Below are 14,085 nucleotides of genomic sequence, written 5' to 3' on the forward strand. Positions count from 1 at the left end.
AGTTCTCCGCAGGCCGCAACCGCTAAATGACAGAAAGATGACTGACTGCTGCATTCCACAGCAGAACCCCGCCTTATACCTTTTTACACACAGACTTATCCACAATGATACGAAAAAGTGAAAATGTGCGAGCGTTGCGCAAACGTTTTCGTTAAAATGCTCGCGCTTCACAAGGATGCCTCGTCAGGTGTGTTAGATGAGTTTTTCGCAGGAAAATTCATCTAACGCTCTCTGTAATCGTGAAATCCAGGGGATTTACCATGCAACAACGTCGTCCAGTCCGCCGCGCTCTGCTCAGTGTTTCTGATAAAGCCGGTATCGTCGAATTCGCTCAGGCACTTTCTGCACGCGGTGTGGAGCTGCTTTCTACAGGCGGTACCGCTCGCCTGTTAGCAGATAAGGGTCTGCCGGTAACCGAAGTGTCCGATTACACCGGTTTCCCGGAAATGATGGATGGACGCGTCAAAACCCTGCACCCAAAAGTCCACGGCGGTATTCTTGGCCGTCGCGGTCAGGACGACGCCATTATGGAACAGCATGAGATCGCGCCAATCGACATGGTTGTCGTTAACCTTTATCCGTTCGCCCAGACCGTTGCCCGTGAAGGCTGCTCTCTGGAAGATGCCGTAGAAAATATTGATATCGGCGGCCCGACCATGGTGCGCTCCGCGGCCAAGAACCATAAAGATGTCGCCATCGTCGTAAAGAGCAGCGATTACGAAGCCATTATTAATGAGATGGACGCCAACGAAGGGTCACTGACCCTGGAAACGCGTTTCGACCTCGCCATCAAAGCCTTCGAACACACCGCCGCGTACGACAGCATGATTGCCAACTACTTCGGTAGTCTGGTACCGGCTTACCACGGTGAAAGTAAAGATCCTTCCGGTCGCTTCCCGCGCACCCTGAACCTGAACTTCATCAAGAAGCAGGATATGCGTTACGGCGAGAACAGCCACCAGCAGGCTGCTTTCTATATAGAAGAAGAGGTAAAAGAAGCCTCTGTTGCGACCGCCCGGCAGGTTCAGGGTAAGGCGCTCTCCTATAACAACATTGCCGATACCGACGCCGCGCTGGAATGCGTGAAAGAATTCAGCGAGCCTGCCTGCGTTATCGTCAAGCACGCAAACCCATGCGGCGTTGCCGTGAGCACCTCCATTCTGGATGCCTATGACCGCGCCTACAAAACCGACCCGACGTCTGCCTTCGGCGGCATTATCGCGTTTAACCGCGAACTGGATGCCGAAACCGCACAGGCCATCATCTCCCGCCAGTTTGTTGAAGTGATCATCGCGCCATCAGCTTCTGAAGAAGCGCTGAAAATCACCGCGGCGAAACAGAACGTGCGCGTCCTGGTTTGCGGTCAGTGGGCGGAACGCGTTCCGGGCCTGGACTTCAAACGCGTGAACGGCGGCCTGCTGGTACAGGACCGCGATCTGGGTATGGTGACAGAAGCCGACCTGCGCGTGGTGACCAAGCGTCAGCCAACAGAGCAGGAACTGCGTGACGCGCTGTTCTGCTGGAAAGTGGCGAAGTTCGTCAAATCCAACGCCATTGTTTACGCCAAAGAGAACATGACCATCGGGATAGGCGCAGGCCAGATGAGCCGCGTTTACTCGGCGAAAATCGCGGGCATTAAAGCAGGTGACGAAGGTCTGGAAGTCAAAGGCTCCGCCATGGCTTCTGACGCCTTCTTCCCGTTCCGTGACGGTATCGACGCCGCAGCCGCTGTCGGCATCACCTGCGTGATCCAGCCTGGCGGTTCAATCCGCGACGACGAAGTGATTGCCGCTGCCGACGAACACGGCATCGCGATGATCTTCACCGACATGCGTCACTTCCGCCATTAATTCCCGGAGCAGAAAATGAAAGTATTAGTGATTGGTAACGGCGGACGCGAGCACGCTCTGGCATGGAAAGCGGCCCAGTCTCCGCGGGTGAAAACGGTCTTCGTGGCACCGGGCAACGCCGGTACCGCACTGGAACCCGCGCTGCAGAACGTGGCTATCGGCGTGACCGACATTCCGGCGCTGCTGAGTTTTGCCCAAAGCGAGAAAATCGACCTGACCATCGTCGGCCCGGAAGCGCCGTTGGTGATTGGCGTGGTGGATGCGTTCCGCGCGGCAGGCCTGAAAATCTTCGGCCCAACGGAAGGTGCTGCCCAGCTGGAGGGCTCCAAAGCTTTCACCAAAAATTTCCTCGCACGTCACAATATCCCGACGGCGGAATACCAGAACTTCACAGAGGTTGAGCCCGCTCTGGCTTACCTGCGTGAAAAAGGCGCACCGATTGTCATTAAGGCCGACGGCCTGGCTGCCGGGAAAGGCGTGATCGTGGCGATGACGCTCGAAGAAGCCGAAGCCGCGGTTCAGGATATGCTGGCAGGTAATGCCTTTGGTGACGCGGGCCACCGCATCGTGATCGAAGAGTTTCTCGACGGCGAAGAGGCGAGCTTTATCGTGATGGTCGACGGCGAGCACGTTCTGCCGATGGCCACCAGCCAGGATCATAAGCGTGTGGGCAATGGCGATACCGGCCCGAATACCGGCGGAATGGGGGCTTACTCCCCTGCTCCGGTGGTCACTGATGAAGTGCACCAGCGCACGATGGATCGCATCATCTGGCCAACTGTAAAAGGGATGGCTGCCGAGGGGAATACGTACACCGGTTTCCTCTATGCAGGCCTGATGATCGACAAACAGGGTAATCCTAAGGTCATCGAATTCAACTGCCGCTTTGGCGATCCGGAAACCCAGCCCATCATGCTGCGCATGAAATCCGACCTGGTAGAACTGTGCCTGGCGGCGTGCGAAGGTAAGCTGGACGAGAAAACGTCCGAGTGGGACGAGCGTGCGTCACTGGGCGTAGTCATTGCTGCGGGTGGATACCCTGGCCACTACAACACCGGTGATGAGATCCACGGCCTGCCGCTGGAAGAGGTTGAAGACGCGAAGGTATTCCACGCCGGAACGAAGCTGGCTGACGATGACCGCGTACTGACCAACGGCGGACGCGTGCTGTGTGCCACCGCGCTGGGCCATACCGTAGCAGAAGCGCAGAAACGCGCCTATGCGCTGATGGCGGATATTCACTGGAACGGTAGCTTTAGCCGCCAGGATATCGGCTATCGCGCGATTGCGCGTGAGCAGGGGGAGTAATTTCCCCTCACCCTAACCCTCTCCCAAAGGGAGAGGGGATCGTTCGTAGGCCGGATAAGCGTTAGCGCCATCCGGCTTAATCCACAGAACTCAGAAACTCTTCTCTGTCGGCTGCCAGGTGCAGAAGTCTTCGTTAGCCACCAGCAGCAGCTGAGAGCCTTCCGGCGCGTCAAGCCACGCCACACTCACTTCCATTGATGAATGCCGCTGACGGCGTTCGATGTGTTCGATGGCCCAGGATTCGAGATCAGGCTTGATGGTCTGCCCTTCGCAGGTTGTCACTGTCCCATCAGTATGCCAGCGCCCCTGGCGCAGCACGACGCGGCCCTGACGCAGCGCATCGCTGGTCTGGCGGATTTGTTCAGCTCGATAACGGTAGAGCGCGATTTGATCGCTGGAAAGCTGCTGTTTTTGACCGCTGACTTCACGCTGCATAAAGCTTAGCTCGCCGTGGTCGTCAAAACGCACTTTCACATGTTCGGGGGTTTTGCTGTAGACGTTCAGTTCAATGAGCGACAGCTCATCGCCCTGCCAGCGATATTCCGCCGTCGACGTATTGCCGTTATGCCACGGGCTAAACGCAGAGAGCAGATGAACTTCACCGCCGGTATCTTTACGCCAGATCCTGACCGCACCCTGGTTATCCGCGTAGCCACTGGCGGTAAACGGTGGCAGAGAGGTATCGTGGCTACAGGCTGACAGCAACAGCATGCCTGCCAGCGCGAGCGTTCCACGCCAGAAAGACAAAAGGGGCGTTGCCGCCCCTTCGCTAAAACTGTTCACTGCCACGCGTCTTACTTAACAGCGTCTTTCAGTGCTTTACCAGAAACAAATGCCGGCACGTTAGCTGCGGCGATTTTGATTTCTTTACCGGTCTGCGGGTTGCGGCCAGTACGCTCAGCGCGGTGGTTCACTTTGAAGGTACCGAAACCAACCAGTTGTACAGCATCACCTTCTTTCAGAGACTCAGTAATAGCAGCCAGGGTAGATTCCAGAGCAGCTTTAGCCTGCACTTTAGACAGATCAGCCTTGTCCGCAATTACATCAATCAGTTGAGTCTTGTTCATAAGTTATCCTTTCAATGTGTTTATCGCTTGCTAAGCATCGAGTGCGACGAAAATGCCAAAAAAGCACTCTCCTGCATACACGCACCGATAGCCACTTTTTTTCGCCCCCCAAATGTAGACCAGACAAGGGTCGAAAGGGAAGAGTCGAGGAGCGACAAAACGGGCGTTATCTCAAGTTTTCTTATCTCATTGGTTAAAAATTATACCAATATTGCTCTCGCCGGCCTCACGTAAGTCTGCGCGCAGCCCTTTTATCAGCTCAATATCGCGTTCTTCACACTCGGCCAGCAGGCGGAAAATTTCCCACTGAATGTCCCATTCTTGCTCTACGGCCGGGTTTGCACGCAGCTCTTCGTCGGTCATTTCACGACCTTCCTGGGTCATTTCCAGCATCGCCACGGTGGTGATAGACGCTTTACTGACTTCGATAGCATGCTCCAGCGTTTCGCCGCTCAGACGGGAGTGAAGCAGTTCGCTTAACGCCACGCAGGCATCAATCGCCGGGTAGACGCCATACAGGTCAAAATCATCCGCAACCGGAATCGCCTCTTCCAGCTTTTCCAGCTGAGAGTCGAAATTCACCTTCGCGTCTTTCACCGTCAGCGTTTCCCAGATCAGGTCCAGAATGCGACGATAAATATGCCCATCGCCAAAGCCCGTCTCCTTGCAAAACGCGGCATAGTTGGGATACATGCGCTCGCACAGGCAAGCCATAAAGGTGACGTGCTGCCAGCTTTCCAGCTTTTCCAGGCGCAGGTGAATCGGGTTTTGTAGCATGATGATCTCTCGAATCGAAAATTAGGCGCAGTTTACCTGAATCATCGCTGAATTTCCTGCCAACGAACAAAAGCTGGACGCGAAGAGGCCACGGCATCTGCCCAGCGCGTGGGTTCCGGTAAACGGTAGCCCTTCATACAGCGCTGCACCCACGCCAGAGCGCTGTCCATACTTACCCGATGCCCGGTGGCGATGAACAGTGGGTTACAGCGGGCTTTACTGCGCCAGACCCATGCCAGCTGCTCCCCTTTATGGATAAGCGGCGCCAGCGCGCCCGGCTCAGCGGAAAGGGGTTCAAACGCGCCGCAGAGACGTTTCTTGGCGACGCCAATGGTCGGCACATCCACCAGCAGCCCAAAGTGGCTGGCAACGCCTAAACGGCGCGGGTGTGAGATACCGTGTCCATCGACAAACAGCAGGTCGGGTTTTTGCGAAAGTTGCTCCCACGCGGCCAGCAGCGCGGGATATTCGCGAAAGGAGAGAAAGCCGGGAATGTAGGGCATGGTGGTGGCGATACGCGCCACCTTGTATTCCACCAGCTCAAGCGAAGGGTATTTCAGGACCACCATCGCCGCTCGCGTCACTTCACCGCCCTGCTCGAACCCAACGTCGGCTCCGCCAATGTACTGAGGAGGATCCTTATCCAGCCGATCCTCACGGATCACTGATGAAGCCAGTTCGATTTGTTGAGCGCGTAGCGACGCGAGATCCATAACCACTCCTTACTGGTGATACTGGGCAGAAAGCCGATGCACCGCCTCCACAAATACGCCAGCGTGGTCTGGCGGCACATCCTGATGAATACCATGGCCAAGGTTAAAGACGTGTCCTTCACCCTTGCCGAAACCAGACAGTATAGTCGACACTTCTTCCTCAATGCGGGCAGGCGGCGCATAGAGCATGGAAGGATCCATATTGCCCTGCAGCGCCACTTTGTCGCCCACGCGGCGGCGGGCATCAGCGATATCGGTGGTCCAGTCAAGACCCAGCGCGTCACAGCCGGTTGCCGCCATGGCTTCCAGCCACTGACCGCCACCTTTGGTGAACAGCGTCACCGGCACGCGGCGGCCTTCGTTTTCACGCAACAGGCCATCGACGATTTTGTGCATGTAGTACAGCGAGAACTGCTGATAATCGCGGCCGGTCAGCACGCCACCCCAGGTGTCGAAAATCATGACCGACTGCGCACCCGCTTTAATCTGCGCGTTGAGGTAGAGCGTGACGCTCTTCGCCAGCTTGTCGAGAAGCGCATGCAGGGCCAGCGGCTCGGCGTACATCATCTTTTTAATCTGGGTGAAGGCTTTGCTGCTGCCCCCTTCAACCATATAGGTCGCCAGCGTCCATGGGCTGCCGGAAAAACCAATCAGCGGCACTTCGCCTTTCAGCTCGCGGCGAATGGTGCGCACAGCGTTCATCACATACCCCAGTTCTCCTTCCGGATCGGGGATCGGCAGCCTATCGACATCCGCTTTGCTTTTAATCGGGGAGGTAAAACGCGGGCCCTCACCGGTTTCGAAATAGAGCCCAAGGCCCATCGCGTCCGGAATGGTCAGAATGTCCGAAAAGAGAATGGCGGCATCCAGCGGGAAGCGACGCAGCGGCTGGAGCGTCACTTCGCAGGCCAGCTCGGCGTTTTTGCACAGCGACATAAAATCACCCGCCTGCGCGCGCGTGGCTTTGTACTCTGGCAAATAGCGTCCCGCCTGGCGCATCATCCATACCGGGGTGACATCAACGGGCTGGCGCAGCAGCGCACGCAGATAACGATCGTTCTTCAGTTCGGTCATTTTTGCAGTTCCTTAAGCGTCATGGCCCCAGTGTAACACTACTCATACTCTGCCCGACACATCGCCACGGTATCTTCTATCAGCCGACGCGCCACGGTGCCCGGTGGGGGAAGGAGCGGTAAATCGTCATAGCGATACCAGTTCGCTTCCAGCAGCTCTTTCTGATCGATAACGATCTCGCCGCTGTCGTATTCGGCCATAAAGGCCGTCATCAGCGACTGCGGGAAGGGCCAGGGCTGGGAGGTGACGTAGCGCAGGTTCTTCACTTTGATCCCGCTCTCCTCCATCACCTCGCGCGCCACCGCCTGCTCCAGCGTTTCACCCACCTCAACGAAGCCAGCCAGCACGGTGTGAATGCCGTTGCGATGACGGGTATGCTGGGCCAGCAAAATAGAATCCTCCCGGCGGATAGCGACGATAATGCACGGCGCAATTTGTGGGTAGTAGCGTTCGCGGCAGTGGCTGCAGAGCATCGCCCACTCGGTTTTACTCGGGTGCATGGTGTGACCGCAGTAGCCGCAGTATTTATGCGAGCGGTAAAACTCCGCCAGCTGTACACCGCGCCCCGCCAGCTGGAACAGGCCCACATCCAGATCCAACACCTGTCGAACCGAACCCATTTCCTGACGGCGGGGTTGTTGGATCAACCACACCGCATCTCCCTGCCATTCGCCGATCTTCAGCGCCGGCTGGCCCACAAGATCGAACCTCTCTGCTGCGCCATAAGGGATCTCCCCGTCAGGAAGCCATAATTTTTGTTCGTGACTGACGATCCACCAACCGAGATCTGATTTTTCAATAATACGATCCATATCTATTGCACTACCTTCGCTTCACTGACATGTTGTTAGCATTGTGGTTACATTCTGGATGAGCAGATTCAATCCTACACTTTGCGGAGTCGACCATGTTAAACCAGCTGGAAAGCCTGACTGAGCGCGTTAGAGGAAGTAACAAACTGGTGGATCGCTGGCTACATGTGCGCAAGCATCTACTCGTGGCTTATTACAATCTGGTCGGTATTAAGCCTGGCAAAGAATCGTTTATGCGGTTGAATGAAAAAGCGCTGGATGATTTTTGTCAGAGCCTGGTCGACTATCTGTCCGACGGCCATTTCAATATTTATGAACGTATTATCCGCGAAATGGAAGGGACAACACCGTATTTAGCGGCCAGCAAGCTCTATCCGCTGCTGGAAGCTAACACCCAGCAGATCATGGACTACTACGATTCCACGCTTGAGAACGCCATCGATCACGATAACTATCTTGAGTTCCAGCAGGCGCTTTCCGACCTTGGCGAAGCGCTGGAAGAGCGATTCACGCTGGAAGATAAGCTGATTAGCCTCGTCCTGGATGCCAGCCCCGAAGATAACATCATGCGCCCTGCTTGAGTTCTTAATCGTTAACGAGTAATTTACAACCATTCGCCCCTCTCACGAGGGGGATTTTTCTTGTCGGAGTGCCCAGAGCGAAAGCCGGGCTGAGACCGTTAATTCGGGATCCGCGGAACCTGATCAGGTTAATACCTGCGAAGGGAACAAGAGTCACACTGCTGTTGTATCGCCCACCGGGCGATCCTCTCTTGCTTCATCCGTCGTCTGACAAGCCATGTCCTTCACTTTTGGAATGAGCTATGTCTACTGCAAAACTGACCCGCCGCGAACAGCGCGCACAGGCCCAACACTTTATTGATACCCTGGAAGGCACTGCTTTCCCGAACTCAAAACGCATCTACATTTCCGGCTCCCGGGCCGATATCCGCGTCCCGATGCGTGAAATCCAGCTTAGCCCGACGCTTATCGGCGGCAGCAAAGATAACCCACAGTATGAAGACAACGAAGCCGTGCCGGTGTATGACACCTCCGGCCCGTACGGCGATCCTGCTGTTGCCATTAACGTGCAGCAGGGTCTGGCGAAACTGCGCCAGCCATGGATTGATGAACGTAATGACTGCGAAGCGCTATCTGATCGCAGTTCGGCTTACACCAAAGCGCGTCTGGCCGACGACGGTCTTGATGAGCTGCGCTTCGCCGGACTGCTGACGCCGAAACGGGCGAAAGCGGGCAAACGTGTGACCCAGTTGCACTATGCGCGCCAGGGTATCGTCACGCCGGAGATGGAGTTTATCGCTATCCGTGAAAATATGGGGCGCGAGCGCATCCGCAGCGAAGTGCTCCGCCATCAGCATCCGGGCGAAGGCTTTGGCGCTCGCCTGCCGGAGAACATCACGCCGGAGTTTGTGCGTGATGAGGTGGCCGCAGGCCGTGCGATTATCCCCGCCAACATCAACCACCCGGAATCTGAGCCGATGATTATCGGCCGCAATTTCCTGGTGAAGGTTAACGCCAATATCGGTAACTCGGCCGTCACCTCTTCCATCGAAGAAGAGGTGGAAAAGCTCGTCTGGTCAACGCGCTGGGGTGCGGACACGGTCATGGATCTCTCAACCGGGCGCTATATTCACGAAACCCGCGAGTGGATCCTGCGTAACAGCCCGGTCCCTATCGGAACGGTGCCCGTCTACCAGGCCCTGGAGAAGGTCAACGGCATTGCCGAAGACCTCACCTGGGAAGCCTTCCGCGACACGCTGCTGGAGCAGGCTGAACAGGGGGTAGATTACTTCACCATTCACGCGGGCGTACTGCTGCGCTACGTGCCGATGACGGCGAAACGTCTGACCGGTATTGTCTCACGCGGCGGCTCCATCATGGCCAAATGGTGCCTGTCGCACCATAAAGAGAACTTCCTCTACGAACACTTCCGCGAGATCTGCGAAATCTGCGCCGCGTACGATGTCTCCCTGTCGCTGGGGGATGGCCTGCGTCCGGGCTCCATTCGCGACGCCAACGACGAAGCGCAGTTTGCCGAGCTGCATACCCTGGGCGAGCTGACCAAAATCGCCTGGGAGTATGACGTGCAGGTGATGATTGAAGGCCCGGGACATGTGCCGATGCAGATGATCCGCCGCAACATGACCGAAGAGCTGGAGCACTGCCACGAAGCGCCATTCTATACCCTGGGGCCGTTGACCACCGATATTGCGCCAGGCTATGACCACTTCACCTCCGGGATTGGGGCGGCGATGATCGGCTGGTTCGGTTGCGCCATGCTCTGCTATGTGACGCCGAAAGAGCACCTCGGCCTGCCTAACAAAGAGGACGTGAAGCAGGGGCTGATTACTTACAAAATCGCCGCCCACGCTGCGGACCTGGCGAAAGGCCATCCCGGCGCGCAAATCCGCGATAACGCCATGTCGAAGGCGCGCTTTGAATTCCGCTGGGAAGATCAGTTCAACCTGGCGCTGGACCCGTTCACCGCCCGCGCCTATCACGACGAGACCCTGCCGCAGGAATCGGGCAAAGTCGCGCACTTCTGCTCTATGTGCGGGCCGAAATTCTGCTCGATGAAAATCAGCCAGGAGGTACGCGACTACGCCGCCACGCAAACCATTGAAGTGGGCATGGCGGACATGTCTGAAACCTTCCGCGCCAAAGGCGGCGAAATCTACCTCAAAAAAGAGGAGGCGTAATGTATCAGCCCGATTTTCCGCCCGTCCCCTACCGTTTAGGGCTCTATCCGGTGGTGGACAGCGTGGCGTGGATAGAGCGCTTGCTGGAGGCCGGCGTTCGCACGATCCAGTTGCGCATCAAGGATAAACACGATGACGAGGTGGAGGCGGATGTGGTCGCCGCCATTGCGCTGGGGCGTCGGTATCACGCCCGTCTGTTTATCAACGACTACTGGCGACTGGCCGTTAAGCACCAGGCTTACGGCGTGCATCTGGGTCAGGAGGATCTGGAAACAACGGACCTGAGCGCTATTCGGGACGCCGGATTACGGCTGGGGGTGTCAACGCACGACGACATGGAGATCGACGTGGCGCTGACGGCTCGCCCCTCCTATATCGCGCTCGGTCACGTCTTTCCGACGCAAACCAAACAGATGCCCTCCGCACCGCAGGGGCTGACGCAGCTGGCGGGTCACGTCAAACGCCTTGCCGATTATCCTACCGTTGCCATCGGCGGCATTAGCCTTGAACGGGCGCCGGCGGTGCTGGAGACGGGCGTTGGCAGTATTGCCGTCGTCAGCGCCATCACCCAGGCCGCAAACTGGCAGGCCGCCACCGAACAGCTGTTACAGCTGGCAGGAGCAGGTAATGAATGATCGTGATTTTATGCGCTACAGCCGCCAGATCCTGCTGGAGGATATTGCCATCGACGGGCAGCAAAAACTGCTCGCCAGCCGGGCGCTGATTGTTGGTCTGGGAGGATTAGGCGCACCTGCCGCGCTCTATCTGGCAGGCGCCGGCGTGGGCACGCTGGTGCTGGCCGATGACGACGACGTGCATCTCAGTAACCTGCAGCGCCAAATCCTTTTTACCACGGAGGATGTCAACCAGCCCAAAGCGCGTATTACCCGCCAGCGGCTGAATCAGTTGAACCCGGATATTACGCTTATTGCGCGCCAGGAGCGGCTCAGCGGCGAACATTTGCAGCGAGAAGTCGCCCTTGCTGATGTGGTGCTGGACTGTACCGACAATATGGCGACGCGCCAGGCGATCAACGCCGCCTGCGTGGCCACGCATACCCCCCTCGTCACCGCCAGTGCGGTGGGGTTCGGCGGCCAGATGATGGTCCTGACGCCACCGTGGGCACAGGGCTGCTATCGCTGCCTGTGGCCGGATGATGCCGAACCGGAACGCAACTGCCGCACGGCAGGCATTCTTGGTCCGGTGGTCGGCGTAATGGGCACCATGCAGGCGCTGGAAGCCATCAAGTTACTCAGCGGCATGGAGACGGAACGCAATACCCTGCGGCTGTTTGATGCCCGTTCCAGCGGCTGGCGCCACCTGGCGCTGCACCGTGACAGCCGCTGCCCGGTATGCGGAGGCCACGATGCGCATTCTGTTTAACGATGAGCCGATGAAATGCGATGACGGCCTCACCGTTGCCGTCCTGCTCGACAAGCTGCGCCAGCTCAGGCCGGGAACGGCGCTGGCACTCAATCAACAGATCCTGCCGCGCGAGCAGTGGGAACATCAGCAGGTCAATGAGGGCGACCAGATCCTGCTGTTTCAGGTTATCGCAGGGGGCTGAGATGTTACGTATTGCTGATAAAATTTTTGATTCGCATCTGTTTACCGGAACCGGGAAATTCGCCTCGCCGCAGCTGATGGTGGACGCCATTCGGGAAAGCGGCAGCCAGCTGGTGACGCTGGCGCTCAAGCGCGTGGATCTGCGCCACCACAGCGACGCCATTCTGGCTCCCTTACTGGAAGCGGGCGTCACGCTGCTGCCCAACACCTCCGGTGCGAAAACCGCCGAGGAGGCGATTTTTGCGGCTCAGCTGGCCCGTGAAGCGCTGGGCACACGCTGGCTCAAGCTGGAAATTCACCCGGACGCGCGCTGGCTGCTGCCCGATCCCATCGAAACGCTGAAAGCAGCTGAAAAGCTGGTGCAGCAAGGCTTTACTGTTCTGCCTTACTGCGGGGCCGATCCCGTGCTGTGTAAACGGCTGGAAGAGGTCGGCTGCGCCGCCGTCATGCCGCTGGGCGCGCCTATCGGCTCCAATCAGGGGCTGGAAACCCGCGCGATGCTGGAAATCATCATCGAACAGGCCACCGTGCCGGTGGTGGTAGATGCTGGCATTGGCGTACCCAGCCACGCCGCGCAGGCGCTGGAGATGGGTGCCGATGCGGTACTGGTGAACACCGCCATTGCGGTTGCCGACCATCCGGTCACGATGGCCCGCGCGTTCCGCATGGCTGTCGAAGCCGGCTTGCTGGCAAGAGCATCCGGCCCCGGTTCACGAAGTTTTCTGGCACAGGCCACCAGCCCGCTGACCGGTTTTCTGGAGGCGATCTCATGAGGACGTTTACCGAGCGCTGGCGGCAGCTTAACTGGGACGACATTGCCCTGCGCATCAACAGCAAAACGGCGGCCGACGTGGAGCGCGCGCTGCAGGCCCGACATCTGACCCGCGAAGATCTGATGGCCCTGCTCTCGCCGGCAGCCAGCGCATACCTCGAACCGATGGCCCAGCGTGCCCAGCGGCTTACCCGTCAGCGCTTTGGCAACACGGTGAGCTTCTACGTGCCGCTCTATCTTTCGAATCTGTGCGCTAATGACTGTACCTACTGCGGTTTCTCCATGAGCAACCGCATCAAGCGTAAAACGCTCGATGAGGGTGAGATTGCCCGTGAGTGTGCGGCCATCCGTGAAATGGGTTTTGAGCATCTGCTGCTGGTAACGGGCGAACATCAGGGGAAGGTGGGCATGGACTATTTTCGCCAGCATCTTCCCGCTATTCGTCGTCAGTTCGCGTCGTTGCAGATGGAAGTGCAGCCTCTTTCGCAGGAGGAGTACGCGGAGCTCAAAACGCTCGGTCTGGATGGGGTCATGGTCTATCAGGAAACGTATCATGAGGCGACCTATGCCCGGCATCATCTTAAGGGGAAGAAACAGGATTTCATCTTCCGCCTGGAGACCCCGGACAGGCTGGGCCGCGCTGGCATCGACAAAATCGGTCTGGGCGCGCTGATCGGGCTCTCCGACAGCTGGCGGGTGGATTGCTACATGGTGGCGGAACATCTCCTGTGGCTCCAGCAGCACTACTGGCAGAGCCGTTATTCTATCTCTTTCCCCCGGCTGCGACCTTGCGCAGGCGGGATTGAACCGGCGTCGCTTATGGATGAGCGCCAGCTGGTGCAGACCATCTGCGCGTTTCGCCTGCTCGCGCCGGAAGTGGAGTTATCCCTGTCAACGCGTGAATCGCCAGCGTTTCGCGATCGCGTGGTCCCGCTCGCGATCAACAACGTCAGCGCGTTTTCCAAAACGCAACCTGGAGGCTACGCCGACGATCGCCCGGAGCTGGAGCAGTTTGTACCGCATGACGGGCGGCGTCCGGAAGCGGTCGCTGCCGCCCTGAGCGCTCAGGGATTACAACCGGTCTGGAAAGACTGGGACAGCTGGCTGGGAAGAGCCTCACAATAACGTTGCAACGTACCGCAACCCGATAAAAAAGTGTCGAGGCGCTACGGAGAGTCACAACCGGATGATTGCCAGCACTCATCCGGTTTTTTATCGTCGCAGGGTCAGCAACGGATGCTGTCCAGGGCGAAAAGCTTCTTCCTCGTTTCGCCCTGCCTCTGATTAATTGCGCAAAAAGCGCACGCCCGTTTAATAAGCATTTTCTTAATGATCCTTAAGATAAATCATCCCGTCAGTAATCATGTTCCGTATAATTCACCGCTAACCGCAGGACAGCGACTATGCTGAGAGGATATCGGCAGACG

At 57.6% G+C, this 14,085-nt stretch carries 15 protein-coding genes and 1 riboswitch; of the genes, 9 read left to right on the forward strand and 6 right to left on the reverse strand.

Annotated features, from left to right (window positions below; translation table 11 throughout):
- Window positions 1-260 precede the first annotated feature (260 nt).
- Complete coding sequence (purH, locus tag EKN83_RS22270) at window positions 261-1,850, forward strand: bifunctional phosphoribosylaminoimidazolecarboxamide formyltransferase/IMP cyclohydrolase (protein ID WP_095442150.1); 1,590 nt, start codon at window positions 261-263, stop codon at window positions 1,848-1,850.
- A 15-nt stretch (window positions 1,851-1,865) separates the two neighbouring features.
- On the forward strand, window positions 1,866-3,158 hold the full coding sequence (gene purD, locus EKN83_RS22275; RefSeq protein ID WP_126801722.1) for a phosphoribosylamine--glycine ligase: 1,293 nt from the start codon (window positions 1,866-1,868) through the stop codon (window positions 3,156-3,158).
- 90 nt (window positions 3,159-3,248) lie between these two features.
- On the opposite strand, the gene EKN83_RS22280 is transcribed toward purD, so the two are convergent.
- The 6 genes from EKN83_RS22280 to nudC form a co-directional block, all read right to left on the reverse strand.
- Entirely contained in the window at window positions 3,249-3,941 is a 693-nt protein-coding gene (locus EKN83_RS22280) for a DUF1481 domain-containing protein (RefSeq protein ID WP_045286644.1), read from the reverse strand.
- An 11-nt stretch (window positions 3,942-3,952) separates the two neighbouring features.
- Window positions 3,953-4,225, reverse strand: a complete 273-nt coding sequence (gene hupA, locus EKN83_RS22285) for a nucleoid-associated protein HU-alpha (protein ID WP_002445246.1) — start codon at window positions 4,223-4,225, stop codon at window positions 3,953-3,955.
- Between the two features lie 186 nt (window positions 4,226-4,411).
- Window positions 4,412-5,002: a YjaG family protein gene (locus EKN83_RS22290; protein ID WP_032644509.1), complete on the reverse strand. Its 591-nt coding sequence runs from the start codon at window positions 5,000-5,002 to the stop codon at window positions 4,412-4,414.
- A gap of 41 nt (window positions 5,003-5,043) precedes the next feature.
- Window positions 5,044-5,715, reverse strand: coding sequence for a deoxyribonuclease V (nfi, locus tag EKN83_RS22295; protein WP_023309979.1), 672 nt, complete (start codon window positions 5,713-5,715; stop codon window positions 5,044-5,046).
- A 9-nt stretch (window positions 5,716-5,724) separates the two neighbouring features.
- The gene (gene hemE / locus EKN83_RS22300; RefSeq protein WP_126801723.1) at window positions 5,725-6,789 is read right to left on the reverse strand and encodes a uroporphyrinogen decarboxylase; all 1,065 of its coding nucleotides are present in this window, start codon (window positions 6,787-6,789) and stop codon (window positions 5,725-5,727) included.
- A gap of 38 nt (window positions 6,790-6,827) precedes the next feature.
- Complete coding sequence (nudC, locus tag EKN83_RS22305; protein ID WP_025759607.1) at window positions 6,828-7,601, reverse strand: NAD(+) diphosphatase; 774 nt, start codon at window positions 7,599-7,601, stop codon at window positions 6,828-6,830.
- A 95-nt stretch (window positions 7,602-7,696) separates the two neighbouring features.
- On the opposite strand from nudC, the gene EKN83_RS22310 reads away from it, so the two are divergent.
- From EKN83_RS22310 to thiH, 7 genes are all read left to right on the forward strand, one after another.
- Window positions 7,697-8,182, forward strand: a complete 486-nt coding sequence (locus EKN83_RS22310; RefSeq protein ID WP_045286642.1) for an Rsd/AlgQ family anti-sigma factor — start codon at window positions 7,697-7,699, stop codon at window positions 8,180-8,182.
- A 54-nt stretch (window positions 8,183-8,236) separates the two neighbouring features.
- Window positions 8,237-8,345, forward strand: a riboswitch (TPP riboswitch).
- Between the two features lie 79 nt (window positions 8,346-8,424).
- Window positions 8,425-10,320 (forward strand): phosphomethylpyrimidine synthase ThiC, encoded by a 1,896-nt coding sequence (gene thiC / locus EKN83_RS22315; RefSeq protein ID WP_045286641.1) that lies wholly within the window; start codon window positions 8,425-8,427, stop codon window positions 10,318-10,320.
- Complete coding sequence (gene thiE / locus EKN83_RS22320) at window positions 10,320-10,955, forward strand: thiamine phosphate synthase (protein ID WP_126801724.1); 636 nt, start codon at window positions 10,320-10,322, stop codon at window positions 10,953-10,955. Before thiC ends, thiE begins: the two co-directional genes overlap by 1 nt.
- Window positions 10,948-11,703 carry a HesA/MoeB/ThiF family protein gene (locus EKN83_RS22325; protein ID WP_126801725.1) on the forward strand — a complete coding sequence of 252 codons (756 nt, stop codon included), beginning with the start codon at window positions 10,948-10,950 and terminating at the stop codon, window positions 11,701-11,703. The genes thiE and EKN83_RS22325 overlap by 8 nt, the downstream gene beginning before the upstream one ends.
- Window positions 11,687-11,887 (forward strand): sulfur carrier protein ThiS, encoded by a 201-nt coding sequence (gene thiS, locus EKN83_RS22330; protein WP_025759613.1) that lies wholly within the window; start codon window positions 11,687-11,689, stop codon window positions 11,885-11,887. The genes EKN83_RS22325 and thiS overlap by 17 nt, the downstream gene beginning before the upstream one ends.
- A 1-nt stretch (window position 11,888) precedes the next feature.
- Window positions 11,889-12,659: a thiazole synthase gene (gene thiG, locus EKN83_RS22335; protein WP_126801726.1), complete on the forward strand. Its 771-nt coding sequence runs from the start codon at window positions 11,889-11,891 to the stop codon at window positions 12,657-12,659.
- Entirely contained in the window at window positions 12,656-13,783 is a 1,128-nt protein-coding gene (thiH, locus tag EKN83_RS22340) for a 2-iminoacetate synthase ThiH (protein ID WP_047957505.1), read from the forward strand. Before thiG ends, thiH begins: the two co-directional genes overlap by 4 nt.
- The last annotated feature ends 302 nt before the right edge of the window (window positions 13,784-14,085 follow it).

This window comes from Enterobacter sp. WCHEn090032 (genome assembly GCF_003986875.1).
Lineage (GTDB): Bacteria > Pseudomonadota > Gammaproteobacteria > Enterobacterales > Enterobacteriaceae > Enterobacter > Enterobacter sichuanensis.